Below are 24,047 nucleotides of genomic sequence, written 5' to 3' on the forward strand. Positions count from 1 at the left end.
AAAAAAACAGCGAACAAAATTAAACTTGATGAAACATAAAACTATATGAATAAAATTATCTTTACATTTGCCAACTTTTACAATAGCCGAAAATATTATGATGAAATACCTTAAGAATAAGAAACTTAACATTAAAGACGATACCTTAGCAGGTATAACAGTTTCTTTAGCAATGATACCAGAAGTGGTAGCTTTTGCATTTGTTGCCCAAATTAGTCCAATAGTAGCATTATTTGGTGCATTTGTGGTAGGAATAATCTCTGCCATTTTTGGTGGTAGACCAGGACTTATTTCTGGTGCAGCAGGAGCTGTAGCAGTTATTTTTGTAACGATGATACAAGAAGGACATGCAAAAGGTCTTTTATTTGATAACCCTGTAGAAAATATGGGATACTTTTATTTGCTAGCAGCAGTGGTTTTAATGGGAGTCATACAGGTACTAGCAGGAGTTTTTAAACTTGGTAAATTTGTACGTTTAATTCCGCATTCTGTAATGATGGGATTTGTAAACGGATTGGCAATTGTTATTTTTATGGCGCAATTGGGAATGTTTACTGAAAATAAAAAAGATTTTTTCGGACAAAATATGCGTAAAACCGAATCGAAAGAGTTGGTTTATAATGTAACAGATAATCAAGTTAAGGATTTAAATTCCGATACTATTTTATTTACTATTGATGGAAATTCAGTAAAAAATAATAATACAAACGAACAAGCTTTTTTCATTTCAGAAGGTCAGGTTTTTGATACCAAAACAAAAAAGGTTGTTTTTAATGTATCAGAAGAAGGGTTTTATTCTGTAAAAGACAGCGGAGTTGTAAAATCAACCATGCAAGGAGAAAAACTTTATACAATGATTGGGCTCGTTTTATTAACGATGCTTATTGTATGGGGATTACCAAAACTAACGACTAAAATACCAGCAGCATTAACGGCAATTTTAATTGTTACATTAATATCAATCTTTAGTGGTTTAAGTTCTATTAATGTTGGTGATTTTATTAGAGATGGTGGTGGCGCCGGTTTAAATGGTATTGATGAAATATCAAAAAAACTAAATCTATTAGAACTTTGGAGTAACCTTCCTTTTAATTTAGATACGCTTAAATTTATAGCACCTTATGCCTTTTTAGCAGCATCTGTTGGTTTGATAGAAACTTTAATGACTATGAACTTAGTAGATGAGTTAACAGATAGTAGAGGTAACGGAAATAAAGAATGTGTTGCACAAGGAGCAGGAAATATTGTAAGTGGTGTATTTGGTGGAACTGGAGGTTGTGGTATGATTGGTCAAACAGTTATTAATATCAACGCTGGTGGTAGAGGAAGATTATCAGGAGTAATGATGTCATTAACCTTATTGACCTTTATTTTATTTGCTGATAAATATATAGAGCAAGTGCCAATTGCAGCTTTAGTAGGAGTAATGTTTATGATGGTTATTGAAACTTTCGCATGGTCTAGCTTTAGAATTATGAAAAAAATTCCGGTTTCAGATGCATTTGTATTGGTAATCGTATCTGCAGTTACGGTATTTTTCGATTTAGCAATAGCTGTTTTTGTAGGGGTAATTATATCAGCTTTATCTTTTGCCTGGACAAGTGCTAAGAAAATTAGAGCTAGAAAAAGAATGAAAGCAGACGGAACAAAAGTGTACGAAATATGGGGACCTTTATTCTTTGGAAGTATTACAGCTTTTAACGGTAAATTTGATATTAAAAATGATCCTGAGAAAATAGAAATTGATTTTGTTGAATCTAGAGTTTCAGATCATTCGGCAATTGAAGCTATTTTTGGTTTGGTTGAAAAGTATCAAGCGGCAGGCAAAAAAGTTACTTTAAAACATTTAAGTGAAGATTGTAAGATATTGCTTTATAAAGCGAGCCCTATTTTTACAGGAGTTATAGAAGAAGGTGTTGAGGATCCTCGTTATCATTTAGCGGCGAATCCAGAAGATTTTCCGAAACCTTTATCAGAATATAAATTCTAAATAAAAAATCCCGAAATTGCGGGATTTTTTTTGAACTAGTTTTTATTTATCGGGCTAATAATATCAACATCACTAAAAGCAATAGCACCTCTTATTACACCATCTATAGTGCTTTTTAAAGCTTCTATTAATTGCATTTTAAGTTGCGATTTATGATAAATTAAACTTACTTCCCTTGCAGGAGGAGGTGTTTCAAATTCTCTTAAATGTAGTTTGTCCTTATCATTTAAGTCAAGTGTATTTAAGTATGGTAATAAGGTCATTCCTAAACCATCTTTAGATAGTTTTATAAGCGTATCGAAACTTCCGCTTTCTAACTGAAAATGGTGCGCTGTATTTTTCTTATTAGCTCTACATAAGTTTATAATACTGTTTTTAAAGCAATGACCATCTTCTAGTAATAAAATATCATCAAGCTCTAAATCTTCAACTTTTATCTTTTTTTGATCGTACAATCTATGCTCATTAGGTATTAAACCAACAAAAGGTTCGTAGTATAAAACACGCTCTTTTATAGCTTCATTTTCTAGTGGAGTTGCGGCCAAAGCAGCATCGATATGACCATCGGTTAATTTTCTAACAATTTCTTCAGTAGTTAATTCTTCAATAATTAATTGAACCTTCGGATAGCTTTTACTAAATGTCTTTAAAAACATTGGTAGTAGAGTTGGCATAACCGTTGGTATAATACCAAGTTTAAATTCACCACCTACAAATCCTTTTTGTTGATGAACAATATCTACAATACGATTGCTTTCATCAACAATAACCTTAGCTTGTTCAATAATTTTTTTACCAACCTCGGTTAATTCGATAGGTTTTTTAGAGCGGTTAAATATTTTAGCATCTAACTCGTCTTCTAGCTTTTGTATTTGCATACTTAAGGTAGGTTGCGTAACAAAACAATGCTCGGCAGCTACTGTAAAATTTTTATATTCAGCTACAGCCAGCGTATATTTTAACTGTGTGATTGTCATTGTATCAAATTTTTTGATAAAGATATTAAAACTATCAATAACAGTTATAGTTTTTGGGATTTATTTATGTCTAATTTTGAGGTATAGAAATAAGAACAATTAAAAATATAAATACAATGAACACAACTGTTTTAGGATTAGATAAGAACAAATCGATAGCTTTAGTAAAGGAATTAAATACTTTATTAGCGAATTTTCAAATATATTATCAAAATGTAAGAGGATTACATTGGAATATCAAAGGGAAAAACTTCTTTGAATTACATGTTAAGTTCGAGGAGTTTTATACAGACTCTCAATTAAAGGTAGATTTAATTGCTGAAAGAATTTTAACATTACAAGGAACACCATTACATACATTTGATGATTATATAAAAGCAGCAAAAGTGCCGGTAGGAAAAAATGTAAGTAAAGATGTTGATGCGGTTCAATTAGTGGTTGAATCTTTAGCTGAATTATTAAAAATAGAAAGAGAAATTTTAGACCTATCTGATAAAGCAGATGATGAAGGAACTAACTCGATGATGAGTGACTTTATTGCTGAGCAAGAAAAAACAATATGGATGTTAAATGCTTGGTTAGGATAAGCCTAGTTAATTTAAGAATAAAAAGGTGCGCTAATTTAGCGCACCTTTTTATTTAGAATAATTCTATTTGTTTAAGTTCTCTTAATAAAATTTACATTTTAATGATGTGTTATTAAAATAGCATTGATATAAGTTTTACAAACGCGCCTTTAATTTGAGGAATTAAAAAAACTAAAAAATATTAAAATGAAAAACCTAAAATTAAGCGTATTAACATTATTAACTGCCTTTATTGGTTTAACTACATTTACTGCATGTCAGGATGGTGTTGACGGAGCAAACGGTATAGATGGAGTTGATGGGAGTAATGGAGCAGATGGTAATAATGGTAGTGATGCAACCGCTTCCTTAAATACTTCTAAAACTCCTAATTTTTTAAAAGTAAGAGGTGAGTTTGTAGGCTTAAAAATAACACCAATATTATCATCAGAAGATGTGATACCAAACTCGCCTGATTTTGTTTATGGATCTATGGCAGATGGTGCAGGATTATTGCCAGAATCAGATGGAACATTTACGTTAATTAATAATATAGAAGCAGATTATGCCATTGCTAGAATTAAACTAAATGAAAATTTAAAACCATTATCAGGAGAGTATATTTTAAATGCAAGTGCAACCGGAGAAACAGCGCAATGTTCTGGTTCTATGATTTCTCCAGAAGAGCATGGTTTTGGACCTTTGTATTTATCAGGTGGTGAATGGGGTGGAGCATCAAAAGGTGTTTTTGTAACAGATCCTTATAAATCACCTACAGATGCAAGTGCAGGGAATATGTTACCAGCATTTGGGCAATGGTCTACAGAGAATGCTGTTGTAATTGGTAAAGATGCTTATTCAGGTAAAACAGTTGCTTTTATTGGAGATGATAATTCGGATAATAATGTGCCATCGGGTCAATTAGGAATGTATGTTGGTGATAGAGGAGATTTAAATGGAGGTAAATTATATGGTTTAAAAGTAACCTCTCCAGGTGTTACTTATGAAGTAGATATGGCCGAAGGAACGGAATATGATGTTGAGTTTGTAGAACTTGAAGAAAAAGAAATTAATGCCTTAGATACAGAATGTAAAACAAAAGATGTTATGGGATTCTCTAGATTAGAAGATATTGATTGGAGAAGAGGTTCAGCAGCAAATAATAGAGAGATTTATTTTGCCGTAACAGGTCGTAATAAACCAGGTTTAGTAGGTAAAGGCTCTATTTTAGGTCGTGTTTATAAAGTAGTTTTAAATGATACAGATCCAACAGGAAACGCAAAAATTACCTGTGTGTTAGATGGAGATATTGTAGGAGGAAAAGCTGACGGATTTCACTCGCCTGATAATATTTTAGTTACCGAAAACTATGCTTATATTCAAGAAGATCCTAACGGATACGCATCTGTAAATCCAAATATTATAGGATATTCTAAATTATACCAATACAATTTAACAACCGGAGATATAAAAACCGTGTTAGAGTGTGATCAAGAAAGAGCAGCTTCTTTAGGATACGGAACAACTTCAAGAAATTGGGAAATTACTGGAATGATTGATGTAACTGATATTGTAAATAATGGTAAGAACTCATTTTTAGTAATGACTCAAAATCATGGTTGGGAGCCTGCAGATGGAACATCATTCACAGATCCAAAAGCAAACCCTAATTTAGAAAATAGAAAAGAAGGTTCTGTTTTACATTTAATTACAGGTTTAGAAAGATAAAAAATGAAAGACTTCTTAAGTCAAGCTAAGACATACCTTTGTGTATGTCTTTTGCTTGTAATAGTATCGTGCAATCAAAAAACAGAGAAATACAAATCTGTTACGGTAATTTCTAGCAGTGTAAATAAATTATACCTAAACCAGCTATCTAATGCTATTAACAATTTAGATAGTATGAAAGGTAAATCAATTAAAGCGCAGCAAAAATATTATGTGCTAGCAAGAAAACATTTTAAATTACTAGAGCCAATTTTAGCTTTTTCTGATAAGGATAACTATAAATCATTAAATGCACCAAATATAATTAGTGTTAAGGGAGAGACGAGTAATGATACAAGAGTTATAAAGCCGATAGGCTTTCAGGTTATAGAAGAGTCTCTTTATGATGAAAATATTGATCAAGCGGTTTTAAAAAGAGCTATACGCGTTACAAGCAACCGATTAAAATTAATAAGAAAAAATAGTATTCTTAAATTAAAAGACCATCATATTATATGGCTGTTAAGAGATCAAATTACCCGTGTAGCTGCAACGGGTATTACAGGTTTCGATTCGCCAGTTTTAAATCAATCCCTATTAGAAAGTTCATATACTTATGAAACAGTATTGAAAATTATTAAACTTAATGAGGAGAGGTTTAAATCAAAAGAATTATTAGTAAAGTTTGAAGAAGCAATTATAAATGCTCAAAAATTTTTAAAACATGATTTTGATAGTTTTGATAGATTTAATTTTATAAAAAAGCACACGAATCTTCAATTAAAAATATTGGTTGAAATTCAAAAAGATTGGGGTGTTAAGTTTCCTTTTGAAATGGCGTTATCTAATACGATGGAAACCTTATTTTCAGAAGAAGCATTAAATGTTAATTATTTTTCAGATCATTTAAGTGATACCACTCAATTGGCAAAAAAAATAATTTTCGGAAAGCAGTTGTTTAACGATACATCGCTTTCTAAAGATTATAACATGGCTTGTGCAACTTGTCATGTTAAAGATTTAGCTTTTACAGATGGTAGAAGAGTATTTGATAAAAATCAAACAAGAAATACACCAACAGTAGCTTATTCAGCATATCAGAAAGGTTTTTTTATGGATGCCAGATCAGGAAGCTTAGAGGGGCAAGTTGTTGGAGTTGTAGAGAATCATAATGAGTTTAATATGTCGATGGATTCTGTTGTACAACGTGTGTTAAAAAATGAAAACTATAAAAAGTTAATAGCAAATTTATATGATAATAAACGAGTGAATTTTAATATTCGACATGCAATAGCATCATATATAAGAACCTTAAATACATTTAATTCTAAATTTGATAGAAATATTCGTGGAGAAGAAGAAACCTTAACAGTAGATGAACAAAAAGGCTTTAATTTGTTTGCAGGAAAGGCAATGTGTGCAACGTGTCATTTCGCACCTGTTTTTAACGGAACTGTTCCACCAAATTATAACGATACAGAATTAGAGTTTATTGGAGTTCCGATATCTGCAGATACTATTAATGCTGAAATTTCATCAGACTTAGGACGCTATAATTTATATAAAACACCAGAGCGTAAACATTTTTTTAAAACACCTACTATTAGAAATATCGCAAAAACAGCACCTTATATGCATAACGGTGTTTATGTAACTTTAGAGGAAGTGATGGATTTCTATAATAAGGGAGGCGGAGCAGGTTTGGGTATTCATAATGAATATCAAACCTTACCTTTTGATAATTTAAGTTTATCAGAAAAAGAAATAACTCAAGTTATCGATTTTATGAAAACACTTACCGATGAGTAATTGCTTAAAACAAATATTTTATTAAAATACGAATACTAACAAAGGCAATCAAAATAGCGGTTGCCTTTTTTAATTGAATCGGGCTAAAGAATTTATGGCTCATTCTACTACCAATTTGCCCACCAAAAAACACTGTTACTAATAAAATAGAAGTTAAATTCCAATCAATTATAAAATTAGGGTTTATGTATTGACCAAACAAACCTGCAATAGAATTTACCAAAATAAAAACACTTGATGTAGCCGCTATTTTTTTTGGAACCTCCCAGTTTTTAAGGTGAAGAAAAGGAGCTAAAAAAATACCGCCACCTATTCCTACCATTCCAGAAATAAAACCAATAACACCACCATAAATAGCATTTCGGCTGCTGTTTATTTTGTTTTTTTGAACACTTAATGTGGTTTTTTTAGAAAACCACATGGTAATTGCAGCAATTAATAGCGTAATACCTAAAAGAATAAAAAAGATAGTTTGGTTTATTTTTAAAATTCCGCCTAAAAAAGCTAAGGGAACACTAAATAAAACCAGGGGAATTATTTTGTGCCAGTCAAGTAGTTTTTCTTTGTGAAACAATAATACGTTACTAAAAACAACAACAATATTACATATTAATGCTGTTGATCTTATTTGTGTATAAGCAATACCGGTTAAAGCTAATACCGCTAAATAACTAGAGCCACCACCAAAACCAACAGAAGAGTATAGCATAGCGATAACAAAAAAAAGCAATATTATAAGCCAGTTTAAAGTAAAAGTATCAATTAAGAAATTCAATATTTTTAGTAAATTAATCCCTCAAAGATATTTTAAATTGTTGAGGTGTTAAAAGTTCATTCTTCTTAAAAAGGCGATTAAAATAACTTACATTGTTAAAGCCTGTTTTGTAGGCAATATCACAAATGTTTTCATTAGGATTATTCTTAATTAACTTTTTCGCAAATTTAATTTTTTCAGAATTTATATAGTCTACAGGTGTAATGCCTAAAGTACTTTTAAATTTCTTAAAAAAATGTGATTTACTCATACATGCTTTTTCAGATACTTCATCTAAAGTTAAGTTATTGTTGGTTAAGTTTTCTTTTATGTATTTTACAGCATAACCTATACGTGTATCATTAAATAGATCGTCAACATTATTTAAAATAAGTTTTCGAGCTTTGCTTTGTAGTAAACGAATAATTAATTCTTGAATCATTAAATCTAACAGTATATCCTTAGATTTTGTGTTTTTAATAAATGTATTAGTTAGCCTGTTTACTAATATATTTAGTTCATTATTATTGTTTAGATGAGATGTCTTTTTTTTTTAATCCCATTTGTCGTTTTCTCTTTCAATAACGGTATCTTCATTAAAATTATAAACAACCTCATTTATTTTATTTTGATCAATAACTAGGCCTAAGCATGACGTAGGATTATCTAAAGAAGCATCAGGAAAATCAATATTCATACTATTGTTTTCGGGTATAACTAAAGATTCACCAGGAACAAAAGAAAAAGGATCAGTTTTATCAAAATGCATAGTTTTTTTTCCTGTTAACATACTGGCAATAAAAGTAGAGTCGAAATTTAAGAATACATTTTTAGTAGCTTCAAAGGTTTCAAATATATTTAATTCAGCATATTCAGAAGAGTACATTGTTCTGTTTTCAATAAGTGTGGAGAGTTTCCTTTCTTTAAAATATTGGTGGTCTAAAGATATCATAGTTTTTGTTTTTCGAAGAGTAATATAGTGCAATTATTTAAGATAATAGTTCAATTGTTTTTATTTTTTTAACTGTAAATTTGATTATTGTTAAGAATTATTAAGCCTTAATTTTTTCACTGTTATAAAGAAAAAGAGTTCCCCCAGAAACTCTCTTTTTATTTAATTGCAATCAAAAAGAGAAAGAAAACTAGCATCTTAAAAAGTGCTAGTTTTTTTATTAGAACAAAACAAGTTGTTGATTAATTGTTTTTTACGTAATTTAATAAAACCTTTTTTAAAACTGATAGCTTAGTTTTTAAGTAGTTCTTAGGTCAGTTAAAAAGATAATATTTATATAAAAGTTTAGTTTTTTGATGTTATCAACCCTTAAAAGAGAACAGTATTTTTTTGCTAAAAAATTGTTATTTTAAGTATAAATTATGTTTTTTTTTAATTGAAAAAAAAGTATAAAATTTAAATTTGTTGTTTGTAATAAATACTTATGGAACAACCGGTCTCAATAGAAGAAAAATTAAAAGAAAGGGTTAAGGAATTAACTTGTTTGTATAACGTTAGCTCCTTAATAAGAAACAGTAATTTTTCTGATACAGAAAACCTTCTAAGAGGAATTGCACTTAATCTAAAAGAATCTATCCGTTATCCTGACGCTGCTTTTGTAGAAATTCAAACGAATAAAAGCAGTATTGTAGAAGGAAAGCAAAATCAAGATGCTATTTTTATCGTTTCAGCAATAAAAGTATTCAGTGAAATTTTTGGGTCTATAAAAGTGGGGTACTCAAAGGTGAAGTTTTCTCAAAATGCTTTTTTAGAAGAAGAAGAGTTTTTACTTAATAAAATAGCTTCTGAAATAGGAGATTTTTTTGAGCGTAAACAAATTAAAGAAAAAGAGATTCTTGCTAATAGACAAATAGAACGCATAGATAGGTTATCTATTTTAGGAGAAATTACCGCAGGAATAGCACATGAGTTAAACACACCTTTAGCTAATATTTTAGGTTTTACAGAGTTGCTAGAAGAGCGATATAAAACTGACGAGGTTGGAACAAAAGATTTACAAAAAGTAATAAATAGTGCTATTTATTCTAGAGAAGTTGTAAAGAAATTAATGTTTTTTTCTTGTGAGATGCCTCAGCAGATGGAGGTTATAAACTGTGTACCAATTATAAAGGAAGCTATTGGTTTGTTGAATCCAAATTTTATAAAAAAGAATATTAAAAGTGAATTATTTTTCAATAAAGAAAATATTCAGTTAAAAGCTGATAAAATTCAACTAACTCAAGTAGTTTTTAATTTAGTAATCAATGCAATTTATTTCTCGCCTGTTAACGGAAAAATTAAAATTTCTGTCGAAGAAAATAAAGAAAATATACAATTAAGTATATCAGATGAGGGAGTTGGAATTCCATTAAATTCAGCAGCAAATATTTTTAATCCTTTTTTTACAACAAAACCTATAGGAGAAGGTTCTGGTTTAGGATTAAGTGTTGTTCACGGAATTGTAAAAAGTCATAAAGGAGCTATAAAGCACCTACCTAACTTACCTAAAGGAACTATTTTTGTAATTAATTTTCCTAAAAAATAACAAATGCTACACAAAGAAAATATCTTGATTGTTGATGATGATATTCATATTTTAGAACTTATCCAACGTCATTTACAATCATTAAATTATCACGCCTACAAGGCGGTCTCAGTAAAAGAAGCATTGCAAATTTTAAAAGACCAGTCGATCGACTTGTTAATTACCGATTTACAAATGCCTGGAGTTGATGGCTTAGAATTGATAAAATACGTTTCAGAACATTTTCCAGAAATGCCTAAATTAGTAGTAACAGGTTTTCCATCAATTGATGGTGCATTAGAAGTTATGAAATCTGGCGCAGCAGATTATATTACGAAACCATTTACAAAAGAAGAATTAAAAACAGCGGTACTAAAGTCTTTAGAGCATGCTCCAGTAAAGATAAAACAGGTTAAAGTAGCTAAAGAGCCAAAAGAAAACGCTTACGGAGAGTTAATAGGAAGTTCTCCTGCAATGCAAAAAGTTACAGATGTAATTGAACGACTTAAAAATAATAAAGCAACAGTTTTTGTTTCAGGAGAAAGTGGTACTGGTAAAGAGCTTGTGGCACGTTCTATACATTATATGGGTAAATTTTCTAAAGCACCTTTTGTAGCAGTAAACTGTGGTGCAATTCCAGAAAATTTGTTAGAGTCAGAGTTGTTTGGTTATGTAAAAGGCGCTTTTACAGGAGCAGATTCAAATAGAGCAGGTTTTTTTCAGGCAGCAAACAAAGGAACGTTGTTTTTAGATGAAATAGGAAATGCTTCCTTGGCTACACAATTACGTTTGTTAAGGGTATTACAAGAGAAAGAAATAGTAAGAGTAGGTTCTCAGAAAACAGAAAAAATAGATGTTAGAGTAATTGCAGCAACTAATATCGATTTACAAGAACTAATTAAAAAAGGAAAGTTTAGAGAAGATTTATATTACCGATTAACGGTAGTACAAATAGAGGTGCCTAAATTATCTGAACGAATTTCAGATATTCCTTTATTAGTAGAGAAGTTTCTTTTTAAATATGGAATAGAATACAAAGATCGATTTATAAAAATAAGTCTAGATGCTATAGAAATATTACAAAGGTATCATTGGCCAGGTAATATTAGAGAGTTAGAAAATGTAATTCAGCGTGCTGTAATTATGTGCGATAAATCAGTAGAAGTAGTACATCTTCCAGATTATGTAAAATATCAAATAGACTTTCCTAAAAACCAAGAATTAATATCTTTAAAAGAACTTGAAAAAAATTATATCATTAAGGTTTTAGCCGCTACAAATAATAATAAAACTAAAGCGGCAGAGATTCTTAAAATAGATAGAAAAACACTTCGGGAAAAACTAAAATAAATATCGAGTAAAAAAGTATCAAGCGGGTAATTATCACCCGTTTTTTGTTTTGTGGAAATAGAGTTTTAAAGTTTAAGTATTTGTTATATAGTGTTTTGAGTTTTTATTTTGTTTGATGGTGTTTTTTTGGTACACCTGTTGCCAATATAGTAACATATTCAAATATTATGATTTATGAACGCTTATAAAAGAAGTTTGTGTAGTACTTGTATTCATGTTAATTCTTGTAGTTTAATATCAAATAACGCTTTTATTTGGTCTTGTAGTGAGTTTGATCAAGAAGAAACATCAGAAGGAAACATTGTTACTCTAACTGCTAAAGATTTTGATGAAATCTGCAGTAAAAAAGAATTAGAACTTATTTAATTAACAAAATGACTTTAACAAAAGAATTAAAACAGCAAAAGGAACCAAAGCAAGGAATGTTACATAATGTTATGAAGCAGTTTGATGCTGCATCTGACTTGGTAAACTTAAACCCAAATATTAAAAAAATATTAGGGATCACCAATAACGAGTTAATTATTCATTTTCCAGTTCGTATGGATAACGGTGAGGTAGAAATTTTTAAAGGATATCGAGTGCAGCATAACAATGCATTGGGGCCTTATAAAGGTGGATTAAGATATCATCCAACGATAGATATTGATGCTGTAAAAGCACTGGCAATGTGGATGACATGGAAAACTTCATTAACAGGTTTGCCTTATGGTGGTGCAAAAGGAGGGATTCAAATGGATCCTAAAAAATATTCTCAGTCAGAGTTAGAACGTATTACAAGGCGTTTTACGTATGCTTTGGGAGATAATATTGGTCCGGAGCATGATATTCCAGCTCCTGATGTAAATACCAATTCGCAAACTATGGCTTGGATTGCAGATACGTATATGTCTACAAAAGCACCAGCAGAAAGATCAAAAAATCAACATGTTGTTACCGGAAAACCAATTGGTTCGGGAGGCCTAGAAGGAAGGGATAGAGCAACAGGTTATGGAGTTTTCTTGAATATAAAATTTTGGGCAGAACAAAGAAGTTTAGATCTTACAGATAAAAAGTTTATAGTTCAAGGTTTTGGAAATGTAGGTTACTGGGCAGCGCATTTTCTAGAAAAAGAAGGAGCCATAATGGTTGGAGTTCAGGATGCTTTTGGTGCGATTACAAATTCAGACGGAATTAAAGTAAAAGCCTTATTTGAGTACACAAAGTTTAATAACGGAAGTGTTGTTGGATTTTTAAATACCGCAGAAGTAAATCCTGAAGACTTTTTTGGTTTGGATTGTGATATTTGTATTCCAGCAGCTTTAGGTAATCAAATAATTAAAGATAATGCATCAAGAATAAAAGCTTTTTTAATTGCTGAAGGAGCAAATGGTCCTACAACTGTCGAAGCAGAAAAAATATTGTTAGAAAAGGGAGTAGAAATTATTCCAGATATTTTATGTAATTCTGGTGGTGTAATAGCAAGTTATTTTGAATGGTTACAGAACAGAAATGGTGAGTTATGGGAGCTAGATGAAATTATGGCGAGACTTGATAAAAAAATGAGAGAAGTTTTTATTAGAGTTTTAAATATGTCAGCAAGTAAAAAGCTAGATATGAGGTCTGCAGCATATGTAATAGCAATAGAGCGTATAGAAAGAGCTTATGTACAAAGAGGTATTTTTCCATAGAAAGGGCTTTGTGAAAGATTAGAATTTAGTGATTTAAATTAGGAATAATAAGATTATGGAATTAAATACTTATACAGATTACAATACCGAAACAGAGGTTATTCAGAGAAGAAGTTTTAGAGAGTTAGATATGTGGATTTCTCATGTAAGTTATTTAGCAAATGAGTGCGATAACTTAGCTAAAATAGCGTCTAATTTAATTAAAAAAAGAGATTTAAGAGATGAATTATTATTAATGCTTTTAGAAAACTCAAAGATTTTAACTCAACTATATAATGCTAGGAATGAAACTGAAAAACTTAATGAGTGTGATGATGTTGCATGTGAGTTGTTTTATTTAAATGAGCATGAAACTACAAGGTCATTATATTTAAAACATATTAAAAACTATAGGAAGGTTAAACAGCAAGTTTTATATAATCTCTTAACAGTATAACTTAATAAGTTCATTTTTAGTAGAATAATGTAGAACTTTTAACTAAAAACACCGTATAGCAATTGTCTATTATGGTGTTTTTTTTGATAAAATAACTATACCGTAAAGAATTTAATAAGGTAAAATTTAGCGTCGTATCTTGCACAAAATTGTACATAATGAAATAAGTAATTAAAAAATGATATTATTTCATTAATCCAACAAGTTCAGCAAAAGATTATAACGTAGTATGAGTATTGTAAATATTAGAACATATCTAGAGAAATCACTTATAATTAATGATAGTGACTGGGAGTTTTTTACATCTAAATTAAAATCGAGGAGTGTAAAAAAACGTACAAGACTTTTAGAGTTAGGTGCCATAGAAAAACATATATCTTTTCTAGATAAAGGAATAGTTAGGTTTTTTATTCCAAATGATGATAAAGAAAAAGAAACAACTTTTGGTTTTTGTTTTAACAATGAGTTTGTAAGCGCTTATGATTCTTTTTTAACACAATCGCCTTCATTATATGAGCTAGAAACACTTACAGATGTAGAAATGTGGAGCATGTCTTATGAAGATCTGCAAGCGGTTTATAAAGAAACAAGTATAGGAAACACATTAGGGCGCCTATCTTCTGAACGTTTATTTTTAATAAAATCTAAAAGAGAGCAATCTTTATTAAACGAAACAGCAGAAGAACGTTACCTTAATTTATTTGATGAACGCCCAAAGCTAATTAAAGAAATTCCACTAAAATATATTGCCTCATATATAGGTGTTACAGCCCAGGCTTTAAGCCGAATTAGAAGGCGAATTACTTAACTTAAGTTCATTTTTTTTACCACACTAAAATCAGTTCTTTGTAGGCTAAATATACAAGAATGACAATAGTAATTTTCATAATAATTTTATGGTATTCAGGTTTATTTTTTCAAACCTTCTTTTTACATAGATATTCAGCACATCAAACCTTTAAAATGTCGAATTTTGCAGAAAAAGTTTGTTTCTTTTTAACTTGGTTAACACAAGGCTCTAATTACTTAAGTGCTTATGGTTACGGGGTAATGCACCGAATGCATCATGCGTATGCTGATACAGAAAAAGACCCACATTCACCTAAATATGATGAAAATCTGTTTAAAATGATGTGGCGTACTAAAAACATCTATCAAGATATCAATAATCAAAGAGTCGCAATTGAAGCAAAATTCACTAAAAATGTACCACAATGGAAAAGCTTTGACAACTTCGCAAGTTCAAAAATTTCTAGATTAACTTGGGGTGCTTTATATGTTGCATTCTTTATGTTTTTTGCAACAGCTTGGTGGCAATGGTTGCTTTTGCCAGTAGCTTTTTTTATGGCGCCAATACACGGCGTAATTATTAACTGGTTTGCACACATTTATGGGTATGTAAATTTTAAAGTAAGCGACACTTCTAAAAACTTATTACCATTCGATTTTTTAATGATGGGAGAAGGGTATCATAACAATCACCATGCTAATGGTGGTCGTGCTAATTTCGGTGGTGTAAGATGGCACGAAATTGATGTAACTTATTGTATTATGGTGGTTTTAGATAAGGTAAAATTAATCAAGCTTAAATAAAGAGTACTTTTAAATTGTGTTTTGTAATTGTGTCATATTAACTATATATGGCATATGTTTTGACGATAAATAGTGTCTTCAATAAAAAAATATGCAGCAATATACATTATCAAAAGAAAACAAAAAGAAACCTAAAGTATCAATAGGAAAAGCATTTAAAACGATTATTTGGCCCCGTAAAAACTTGGTTTTAATAGGTTTGGTTTTAATTGTAATAAGTAGGTTGGCAAGCTTGGTAGCTCCGTTAAAAATTAAATCATTGTTAGATGATATAATTCCTAATAAAGATTACAATGCACTTTATAGTTTATTATTTGTTGTTGGAACAGCGATTTTAATACAGGCGGTAACGTCATTTTTACTAACACGTATTTTAAGTGTACAAGCACAATATTTAATTTCAGAATTGCGTGCAAAAGTGCAAAAGAAAGTATTGTCTTTACCAATTAGTTTTTTTGATAATACAAAATCGGGCGCATTAGTTTCTCGAATTATGAGTGATGTTGAAGGTGTGCGTAATTTAATAGGAACAGGATTGGTGCAATTAGTAGGAGGAACAATAACAGCTGTAATTTCTTTAATTTTATTGATAAACATAAGTTGGTCAATGACATTGTTTGTGTTGATTCCTGTAGTTGTTTTCGGATTAGTTGCTTTAAAAGCTTTTAAGTATATCAGACCCATATTTAGAAATCGAGGCGTAATTAATGCTGAGGTAAAAGGGCGTTTAACAGAAACGTTGGCTGGTGTAAGAGTCATAAAAGCATTCAACGCAGAGCAACAAGAAAACGAATCTTTTGAAAAAGGGGTAGCTCTTTTATTTCAAAACGTAAAAAAGAGTTTAACTGCAACGGCAATAATGACAAGTTCATCAACTTTCTTATTAGGAATTGCGTCTACAGGAATAATGGGAATTGGTGGTTACAAAATTATGGTTGGAGAATTAACCGTGGGTGATTTCTTATCATTTACATTTTTATTAGGTTTAATGATTGCACCTATTGTACAAATGAGTAATATCGGAAGTCAATTAACTGAAGCTTTAGCAGGTTTAGATAGAACCGAAGAGTTGATGAACATGGAAGCTGAAGAAGATAATGAAGAAAGAGTTATTGAGTTAGATAATGTTGAAGGAGCGTTAGTTTTTAATGATGTTTCTTTTTCTTATGAAGAAGGTAAGCAAGTACTAAACAATATCAGTTTTCAGGTGCCTAAAGGAACAGTAACCGCTTTGGTTGGGAGTTCTGGGTCAGGAAAATCGACCATTGCAGGATTGTCAGCAACTTTTTTAAATCCGAAATCAGGAACAGTAACGATTGACAATCATGACATGTCAAAAGTTAAATTAAATAGTTACCGAAAACATTTAGGAGTTGTTTTACAAGATGAGTTTTTGTTTGAAGGAACTATTAGAGAAAATATTTTATTTCCAAGGCCAGATGCAACGGAGCAAGAATTACAAAATGCAGTAAAAGCAGCGTATGTAAATGAATTCACCGATCGTTTTGATGATGGATTAAATACATTAATAGGTGAAAGAGGTGTAAAGCTTTCTGGTGGGCAACGTCAACGTTTGGCAATTGCAAGAGCTATTTTAGCAAATCCGAAAATTATTATTTTAGATGAAGCAACTTCTAGCTTAGATACTGAAAGTGAAGCGTTGATTCAAAAAAGTTTATCAGAATTAATAAAAGAAAGAACAACTATTGTAATTGCGCATAGATTAAGCACGATTAAACAAGCAGATCAAATATTAGTGATTGAAGCTGGTTCGATAGTAGAACGAGGCACACATGATGAGTTGATAAAGAAACAAGGAAGATATTTTGAGTTGTACACTTATCAATCAAAAATTTAAAAGCCATTAATAATAAATCAATAGTAAAAAAGCATCCGAATTCGGATGCTTTTTTATTTTATAAATTCATAGAAGTTGTGTAAGTTTACTGTTCTTACTCGACTGTATTTTATAGTAATAAAACATCCATAAAAAAATGAGAAAAGTAGTCTTATTAATAGTAATTGCAGTAGTTTCTATTGCTTGTAAAAATGAAGCAAAAAAGGAAGTTGTACAAAAAGAAACAATTTCAGAAAAATACCCAAAAGCTTTGGCTGCTGTTTTTGATAAACATGGAGGTATTGATAATTGGCAAAAAATGAAAACATTGTCGTATACTTTAAAAAATGAAGAGCATACTATGGATTTACATTCACGAAAAACAGTTATAAATGCTAAAGAGTATTCATTAGGCTTTGATGGTAAAGATGTTTGGGTTTCAGATACTTCGGTTTATAAGAAAGATGCTAAGTTTTATTATAACTTATATTTCTATTTTTATACAATGCCTTTTGTTTTGGCAGATGACGGAATTGTGTATTCAGAAACAAAACCATTAGAGTTTGAAGGAAAAAAGTATCCAGGGTTTAAAATTTCATACAATGAAAATGTTGGTTCATCACCAGATGATAATTATTTTATTTATTATGATGAAACTACCAATGAAATGAGTTGGTTAGCTTATACGGTTACGTACCACAGTAAAAAAGTATCAAATAAAAAGAGTATTATTAGATATAACGATTGGCAAAACGTTAACGGGTTTTTATTACCTAAGTCTTTAACTTGGTATAAGAAACACGAAAATGGTAATCCTACTGAGCCAGCAAGAGAACCTACCAAATTTGTATTACCTTTATTAAGTGAAGCATCATTTGATGCTGACTTTTATGCAAAACCAACAAAATAAATGGATTCACAAAAATATACTTGGAAAAAAGAATACACTGCAGTATTAATAGCAAACGTAGTCTATATCGCAATATTTTATATTATTACAAACTTATATACTAACTAAGAATATGCAGGTAATCGATTGGATTGTACTTTCGTTAACATTATCATTTATTGTTTTTTACGGAGTTTGGAAAACTAGAGGAAGAAAAAACGCTGAAGATTATATTAAAGGAGGAAGTGATAGTAAATGGTGGACAATTGGTTTGTCGGTAATGGCAACACAAGCAAGTGCCATCACGTTTTTATCTACACCAGGACAAGCATTTCATAGCGGAATGGGGTTTGTACAATTTTACTTCGGATTGCCAATTGCTATGGTGATTATCTGTTTGGTATTTATTCCTATTTACCATCGATTAAAAGTATATACAGCCTACGAGTATTTAGAAGGTCGTTTTGATAGAAAAACAAGAACCTTAACCGCTATTCTATTTTTAATACAAAGAGGATTAGCTGCAGGAATCACTATTTTTGCACCCGCAATTATTTTGTCAGCCGTATTAGGATGGGATTTAATTACATTAAATATAATTATTGGTTTTTTGGTAATTATTTATACTGTTTCTGGCGGAACAAAAGCCGTAAGTGTTACTCAGAAACAACAAATGGCAGTAATTTTCGCAGGAATGTTTATTGCGTTTTATTTGATATTACAATATTTACCTGACGGAATTACCTTTACAAAAGCGTTAGAAATTGCAGGAGCATCTGATAAAATGAAAATTATAGATTTCTCGTGGGATTTAAACAATCGTTATACTGTATGGACAGGTATTTTAGGAGGGACTTTCTTAATGCTTTCTTATTTCGGAACCGATCAGAGTCAAGTGCAACGATATTTATCAGGAAAATCTGTTCGAGAAAGTCAGTTAGGGTTAATTTTTAATGGATTGTTAAAAGTGCCAATGCAGTTTTTTATTTTATTAGTTGGAGTAATGGTGTTTGTGTTTTATCAATTTAATACATCTCCTTTAAATTTTAACCCGAAAGCCAGTGAAGTTGTTGAAAACTCTCAATACGCTTCAGAATACAAGGCTTTAGGTGAGAAACATATCCAGATAGAAAATCAAAAGAAAGCTTTAATTTTTGAAGGTTTAACGGATGCGAATAAAAAACAATTACAAGCGTTAAACGAGCAAGATAAATCAATAAAAAAGCAAGCTAAAGCAATAATTACAAAAGCAGATGCTTTAGTAGAAACGAATGATAAAGATTATGTTTTTATTCATTTTATTTTACACAATTTACCAAAAGGTTTAATCGGCTTATTGTTAGCGGTAATTTTATCGGCAGCAATGTCATCAACAGCATCTGAGTTAAATGCGTTGGCATCAACCACTGTTATCGATTTATATAAAAGAAATCAAAAGAAGGATAGGAGTGAAGAGCATTATGTTAAAATGACCAAATGGTTTACTTTAGGATGGGGGCTTTTAGCAATTTCCGTTGCTTGTGTCGCCAATTTATTCGACAACCTTATTCAGTTAGTTAATATTATCGGTTCTATTTTCTACGGAAATGTATTAGGAATATTCTTGTTAGCATTCTTCTTTAAGTTTGTAAAATCGAACGCGGTTTTTATTGCTGCTATTATCACACAGTTAATTATTATTTATGTTTGGAAAGCAGATTGGTTACCTTTCTTATGGTTGAATGCTTTGGGTTGCGGATTGGTAATTTTAATAGCTTCATTATTACAACCATTTTTAAATAAGAAATAAGAATGATTTCAACTAGAACAGCCACTTTAAAAGATTTACCTATTCTTTTAGAGTTTGAACAAGCGCTTATTAATTTCGAAAGGCCTTTTGATGTTACTTTAAAAGACGAAAAAATATCTTATTACAATATTAAAGCAATGATTTTGTCTGATGAAGTAGAGGTTATTGTAGCTTTAGATGAAGGAAATGTTGTAGGCTCTGGTTATGCCAGAATACAATTGGCAAAACCATATTTAAAACATCAAAACTTGGGGTATTTAGGTTTTATGTATGTTAAAAATTCTCATAGAGGTAAAGGAATTAATAAACTAGTTATTGATGCTTTGCATACTTGGGTAATATCTAAAAACACATTTGAAGTTCGATTAGATGTATATGCTGATAATCCTGGAGCTATTAAAGCGTATGAGAAAGCAGGATTTAAAAAGCACTTAATTAATATGAGAAGAAGTTTAAAGTAATGCCATTACTCTTTTTCATTTAAATGTTTCGCAATAGATATTCCCATACTAAAACAAGCTTGCAATAAATAACCTCCTGTAGGCGCGTTCCAATCTAACATTTCACCGATACAGTAACTATTTTTGAGTTTCTTGAGCTCGAAATTTTCGTTGACTTCGCTTAAAGCAATTCCGCCAGTAGTTGAAATAGCTTCATTTAAAGGAGCAGCAGCTTCAATAATAAGAGGTAAGTTTTTTACTTTTTCTGCAATACGGTTTTTGTTGATGTATTCTTCTTTTGTTAAAACAGTTTTTAAAAGAGCAATTTGAGGTGCACTTAACTTCAATATTTTTTTAAGAATATCGGTAGTTCTTAAATGAGAGCCCTTTATTTTTTTTACAACCTCAGTAAAAGTAAGCATCGGTTTTAAATCTAAATAAATAACAGGTTTTATATTAGCGGATAGTTGTGATTGTATTTGCGGACTCAATGCATAAATAGCATTTCCTTCTAATCCGGATTTTGTAATAACCAATTCTCCTTTTTGTTTTTTATCTAAACAAGAAAGTGCAATGTTTTTTAAAGGCTGTCCTTCATTTTTAGATATAAAATCACTTTTCCAATTAATATAATAAGCACAATTAGCAGGCAAGAAAGGAGGTGTATTTATATCTTTCTCCTTAAAATTATCTATCCAATTACCTTCTGATCCAGTAATTTTCCAACTAGCGCCACCTAATGAAAAAATAGTATAATCAGGGGTGATAATTTTGTTGTCATTAAAAATCAACTCACTTTTATCATTCCAACCTTTCCATTCATAATTGTATACAAATTGTATATTTTTATCGCTTAAAAACTGTTTGATGTTGGTAAGAACTGTAATAGGTTTAATTCCTTTTTCAGGATATATACGATTACTACTTCCTACAAAAGTTGGAATAGCAATAGATAATAACCAGTTACGTAAATCATCATTAGTGAAATTTAATAAAGCATTTTTAAGAAATGAAGTAGGTGTGTAGCGTGCAATCATTTTATCAATAGATTCTCCGTGGCTAAGGTTAAATCCGCCATCACCAGCAACTAAGAATTTTCGTCCTAACGATTTCTTTTTTTCGTAAATGGTAACATCAAATTTGTTAGTATCTAAAAAAGCTGCAGCAAATAACGCAGAAGGACCACCGCCAATAATGGCTATTGATTTTTTCATAGCACAAAGTTAGTATTTGTTTTTTAGGATAATAAAAAAAAAGGGTATAAAACAAATAAAGTCTGCAACCTAAGTTGCAGACTTTATTTTATATAAACGTTTTTACTTTAAATGAATTACATTTTTGCTAAAAACTCTTTATTCATTTTAATATAATCAGCGTTACCTGCTTTTTCAGCACCAGCTAAAGATGCTTTTGCAGCTTTAACAGCTCCTTTTTTATCACCAGCTTTCGCTAAAATTAAAGATTGCTGACGTAAATACCAAAAACGAGGCTTGTCCTTAGTCATGTCTACAGCCTTGTTAATCCAAGTTGCCGCCTTTTTAATGTCTTTACCACTTTGTAAATAATATACAGCAGCAGAATAAAAATCACCAGCTTTTGGCCCCTGCATAGTAGCAGTAATACTTGCTTCTACAGCTTTATCAGTAGGCGTGTTAAATTTTACACCAACATACACATTTTCCCATAACATTCCTAAAACAGCTGAGTCGTTTTTAAGGTCGTCAATAGTAATTGTAAAAGTTTCTATTTTCATAGGCATCATATCAGCCTTTACAGTAGTAGATAAAGCTACCTTATTAGCATCCCATTTCTGTGGAGTTCCCCAGTTTGTTGCATCCGTATAAAAAATTACTTCCCAAGCATCTTTTCCTGGTTTTGTATATAAAGCATATGTTCCTTTCTTTAATTCTTTTCCGTCGATAGTAACATCAGTACTAAAAGTAACTTTCGTGTTTTCGTTAGCTCCAGTTCTCCATACTTTGTCAAAAGGAACTAAGTTTCCGAAAATTGCTCTATCTCTCATTCCTGGTCTAGAATATTCAACTGTTACATCAGATAAACCAACAGCTTGTTCTAATTTAGAAGTAGGACTTGGAGCTGGAGTTTTTATTTGTGCATTTGTAGTTAACGTAAGTGCAGCTACAAATAGGCTTAAAACTATTTTTTTCATGATAATTGATTGTTTTAAATTTAGATGTTAAAATTACAAGGAATAATTCAGTTAAATGTTAATGAAAACTTAAAATAAACATCATTTTTTTAGTTGATATTTGCAATATGAAAAAATATATTTCAGAATTAATAGGAACTTTTGCCTTAGTTTTTTGTGGTACAGGTGCCATGACAGTGAGTGAAATAACTGGTGGAACCGATTTAACACATACAGGTGTTGCAATTACCTGGGGTTTAATTGTAATGGCCATGATTTATGCTTTTGGTGAAATATCTGGAGCGCATTTTAACCCTGCTGTAACAATTGCCTTTGCGTATGCTAAAAAATTTTCATGGAAAGAAGTTCCGAAATATATTATTGCCCAATTATTAGGTGCAATATTGGCAAGTTGTATTTTATGGGTCTTGTTTCCTGCAAGTGAATATTACGGAGCTACGATTCCGTCGTTTGAACCGTGGCGTGCATTTATTTTAGAATTACTGCTAACCTTCTTTTTAATGCTAACAATTATTAATGTTTCTAGCGGAAGTAAAGAAGTAGGCGTAATGGCAGGAATTGCTATTGGAGCTGTGGTTTTATTAGAAGCAATGTTTGCAGGGCCAATGACAAAAGCATCTATGAATCCTGTTCGTTCTATTGCCCCAGCTTTGGTTTCCGGGCATTTAGAACATTTATGGTTATATATATTGGCGCCAATTTTAGGGGCTTTGTTAGCGGTGGTTTCTTGTAAATTAGTTAAAGACGATAATTGTTGCGATGATGAATGTTAGTATTTTAGGTTGCGGTTGGTTAGGAAAACCATTGGCTACATATTTAATAAGTAAAGAATTTATAATAAAAGGTTCTACAACATCTGTAGATAAGCTACCTGTTTTTAAGGAAGAGGGAATTAACCCTTTTTTAGTTGATATTGATAAAGTTAACGAAGAGACTATTCAACCATTTTTGACTTCTGAAATATTAATTGTAGCAATTCCTTCAAAAAATGTTTTAGGCTTTAAAAACCTGATTAGAGAAATAGAAAAATCAACTATTAAAAAAGTGATTTTTATAAGTTCAACTTCTGTATATCCTAGTTTGAATAAAGAAATGACAGAAGAAGATGCAACGATCGATTCTCCTTTGGTTGAAATAGAAAATGCTTTTAGAGTTAATAAAAACTTTAAAACAACAATAATCCGTTTTGCAGGACTTTTTGGATATGAACGACAGCCCGGAAATTGGTTTCAAAATAAAAAAGTACCACAACCCAAAGGTTTTGTGAATATGATTCATCAAGATGATTGCGTAGAAATTATTTGTCAAATTATACAACAAGATGTTTTTGGAGAAGTTTTTAATGCGTGTTCTAACCATCATCCAACACGAAAAGAATATTATTTAAACGCAAGGAAAGTATTGAAAAAAGAACCTCCAGTTTTTGATGATTCTTCTCCATTAAAATATAAAATTATAAATGCTGATAAAGTGCAAAAGAGATTGAATTATACTTTTATTTATGATGATTTGTTAGCCTAAAATTAACGCGTCATTCTGAATTTATTTCAGAAT

Annotated in this window: 23 protein-coding genes; 17 read left to right on the plus strand and 6 right to left on the minus strand. The window is 30.7% G+C overall.

What is annotated here, in order from left to right:
- Positions 1 to 97 precede the first annotated feature (97 nt).
- A complete protein-coding gene (locus P2G10_RS09755) occupies positions 98 to 1,990 on the plus strand; it encodes a SulP family inorganic anion transporter (protein ID WP_218773282.1) in 1,893 nt (630 codons plus the stop codon).
- 35 nt (positions 1,991 to 2,025) lie between these two features.
- Here P2G10_RS09755 and P2G10_RS09760 read toward each other — a convergent pair whose 3' ends face one another.
- Positions 2,026 to 2,967, minus strand: coding sequence for a LysR family transcriptional regulator (locus P2G10_RS09760; protein ID WP_218773281.1), 942 nt, complete (start codon positions 2,965 to 2,967; stop codon positions 2,026 to 2,028).
- Positions 2,968 to 3,083: 116 nt separating this feature from the next.
- Here P2G10_RS09760 and P2G10_RS09765 point away from each other — a divergent pair, with 116 nt between their 5' ends.
- The 3 genes from P2G10_RS09765 (at position 3,084) to P2G10_RS09775 (ending at position 7,049) form a co-directional block, all read left to right on the plus strand.
- The gene (locus P2G10_RS09765) at positions 3,084 to 3,554 is read left to right on the plus strand and encodes a Dps family protein (RefSeq protein ID WP_275316374.1); all 471 of its coding nucleotides are present in this window, start codon (positions 3,084 to 3,086) and stop codon (positions 3,552 to 3,554) included.
- Positions 3,555 to 3,740: 186 nt separating this feature from the next.
- Positions 3,741 to 5,261: a PhoX family protein gene (locus P2G10_RS09770; RefSeq protein ID WP_275316376.1), complete on the plus strand. Its 1,521-nt coding sequence runs from the start codon at positions 3,741 to 3,743 to the stop codon at positions 5,259 to 5,261.
- Positions 5,262 to 5,435: 174 nt separating this feature from the next.
- Positions 5,436 to 7,049 carry a cytochrome-c peroxidase gene (locus P2G10_RS09775; protein WP_275316378.1) on the plus strand — a complete coding sequence of 538 codons (1,614 nt, stop codon included), beginning with the start codon at positions 5,436 to 5,438 and terminating at the stop codon, positions 7,047 to 7,049.
- A 4-nt stretch (positions 7,050 to 7,053) separates the two neighbouring features.
- On the opposite strand, the gene P2G10_RS09780 is transcribed toward P2G10_RS09775, so the two are convergent.
- The 3 genes from P2G10_RS09780 to P2G10_RS09790 all read right to left on the minus strand — a co-directional run bounded on the left by P2G10_RS09780 (position 7,054) and on the right by P2G10_RS09790 (position 8,755).
- Positions 7,054 to 7,824: a sulfite exporter TauE/SafE family protein gene (locus P2G10_RS09780; protein WP_275316380.1), complete on the minus strand. Its 771-nt coding sequence runs from the start codon at positions 7,822 to 7,824 to the stop codon at positions 7,054 to 7,056.
- Positions 7,825 to 7,837: 13 nt separating this feature from the next.
- Positions 7,838 to 8,245, minus strand: a complete 408-nt coding sequence (locus P2G10_RS09785) for a helix-turn-helix transcriptional regulator (RefSeq protein WP_338056315.1) — start codon at positions 8,243 to 8,245, stop codon at positions 7,838 to 7,840.
- 111 nt (positions 8,246 to 8,356) lie between these two features.
- On the minus strand, positions 8,357 to 8,755 hold the full coding sequence (locus P2G10_RS09790; protein ID WP_338056316.1) for an AraC family transcriptional regulator N-terminal domain-containing protein: 399 nt from the start codon (positions 8,753 to 8,755) through the stop codon (positions 8,357 to 8,359).
- A gap of 484 nt (positions 8,756 to 9,239) precedes the next feature.
- On the opposite strand from P2G10_RS09790, the gene P2G10_RS09795 reads away from it, so the two are divergent.
- The 11 genes from P2G10_RS09795 (at position 9,240) to P2G10_RS09845 (ending at position 20,344) form a co-directional block, all read left to right on the plus strand.
- Positions 9,240 to 10,340, plus strand: a complete 1,101-nt coding sequence (locus tag P2G10_RS09795; protein ID WP_275316382.1) for a sensor histidine kinase — start codon at positions 9,240 to 9,242, stop codon at positions 10,338 to 10,340.
- A gap of 3 nt (positions 10,341 to 10,343) precedes the next feature.
- Entirely contained in the window at positions 10,344 to 11,669 is a 1,326-nt protein-coding gene (locus P2G10_RS09800; protein ID WP_275316383.1) for a sigma-54-dependent transcriptional regulator, read from the plus strand.
- A gap of 174 nt (positions 11,670 to 11,843) precedes the next feature.
- On the plus strand, positions 11,844 to 12,035 hold the full coding sequence (locus P2G10_RS09805; RefSeq protein WP_275316385.1) for a hypothetical protein: 192 nt from the start codon (positions 11,844 to 11,846) through the stop codon (positions 12,033 to 12,035).
- An 8-nt stretch (positions 12,036 to 12,043) separates the two neighbouring features.
- Entirely contained in the window at positions 12,044 to 13,339 is a 1,296-nt protein-coding gene (locus P2G10_RS09810) for a Glu/Leu/Phe/Val family dehydrogenase (protein ID WP_275316386.1), read from the plus strand.
- A gap of 55 nt (positions 13,340 to 13,394) precedes the next feature.
- Positions 13,395 to 13,775 carry a hypothetical protein gene (locus P2G10_RS09815; protein WP_218773273.1) on the plus strand — a complete coding sequence of 127 codons (381 nt, stop codon included), beginning with the start codon at positions 13,395 to 13,397 and terminating at the stop codon, positions 13,773 to 13,775.
- A gap of 235 nt (positions 13,776 to 14,010) precedes the next feature.
- Positions 14,011 to 14,583: a Crp/Fnr family transcriptional regulator gene (locus P2G10_RS09820; RefSeq protein WP_218773479.1), complete on the plus strand. Its 573-nt coding sequence runs from the start codon at positions 14,011 to 14,013 to the stop codon at positions 14,581 to 14,583.
- A 59-nt stretch (positions 14,584 to 14,642) separates the two neighbouring features.
- Complete coding sequence (locus P2G10_RS09825; RefSeq protein WP_275316388.1) at positions 14,643 to 15,368, plus strand: acyl-CoA desaturase; 726 nt, start codon at positions 14,643 to 14,645, stop codon at positions 15,366 to 15,368.
- A 91-nt stretch (positions 15,369 to 15,459) separates the two neighbouring features.
- Positions 15,460 to 17,226, plus strand: coding sequence for an ABC transporter ATP-binding protein (locus P2G10_RS09830; RefSeq protein ID WP_275316390.1), 1,767 nt, complete (start codon positions 15,460 to 15,462; stop codon positions 17,224 to 17,226).
- Between the two features lie 136 nt (positions 17,227 to 17,362).
- The gene (locus P2G10_RS09835) at positions 17,363 to 18,115 is read left to right on the plus strand and encodes a DUF6503 family protein (RefSeq protein WP_275316392.1); all 753 of its coding nucleotides are present in this window, start codon (positions 17,363 to 17,365) and stop codon (positions 18,113 to 18,115) included.
- 112 nt (positions 18,116 to 18,227) lie between these two features.
- Entirely contained in the window at positions 18,228 to 19,883 is a 1,656-nt protein-coding gene (locus tag P2G10_RS09840; protein WP_275316394.1) for a sodium:solute symporter family protein, read from the plus strand.
- A 2-nt stretch (positions 19,884 to 19,885) separates the two neighbouring features.
- Positions 19,886 to 20,344 (plus strand): GNAT family N-acetyltransferase, encoded by a 459-nt coding sequence (locus tag P2G10_RS09845; RefSeq protein WP_275316395.1) that lies wholly within the window; start codon positions 19,886 to 19,888, stop codon positions 20,342 to 20,344.
- 5 nt (positions 20,345 to 20,349) lie between these two features.
- Here the strand turns inward: P2G10_RS09845 and P2G10_RS09850 are convergent, their stop codons facing one another.
- Together P2G10_RS09850 and P2G10_RS09855 are read right to left on the minus strand one after the other, a co-directional pair.
- Positions 20,350 to 21,537 (minus strand): BaiN/RdsA family NAD(P)/FAD-dependent oxidoreductase, encoded by a 1,188-nt coding sequence (locus tag P2G10_RS09850; protein WP_275316396.1) that lies wholly within the window; start codon positions 21,535 to 21,537, stop codon positions 20,350 to 20,352.
- 116 nt (positions 21,538 to 21,653) lie between these two features.
- Positions 21,654 to 22,493, minus strand: coding sequence for a DUF2911 domain-containing protein (locus P2G10_RS09855; RefSeq protein WP_275316397.1), 840 nt, complete (start codon positions 22,491 to 22,493; stop codon positions 21,654 to 21,656).
- 107 nt (positions 22,494 to 22,600) lie between these two features.
- Between P2G10_RS09855 and P2G10_RS09860 the strand changes: the two genes are divergently transcribed.
- Positions 22,601 to 23,266: an MIP/aquaporin family protein gene (locus tag P2G10_RS09860; RefSeq protein WP_275316398.1), complete on the plus strand. Its 666-nt coding sequence runs from the start codon at positions 22,601 to 22,603 to the stop codon at positions 23,264 to 23,266.
- Positions 23,256 to 24,014 carry an NAD-dependent epimerase/dehydratase family protein gene (locus P2G10_RS09865; protein ID WP_275316399.1) on the plus strand — a complete coding sequence of 253 codons (759 nt, stop codon included), beginning with the start codon at positions 23,256 to 23,258 and terminating at the stop codon, positions 24,012 to 24,014. The genes P2G10_RS09860 and P2G10_RS09865 overlap by 11 nt, the downstream gene beginning before the upstream one ends.
- Positions 24,015 to 24,047 lie beyond the last annotated feature (33 nt).

This window comes from Tenacibaculum bernardetii, from assembly GCF_029125915.1.
Taxonomy (GTDB): Bacteria; Bacteroidota; Bacteroidia; order Flavobacteriales; family Flavobacteriaceae; genus Polaribacter; species Polaribacter bernardetii.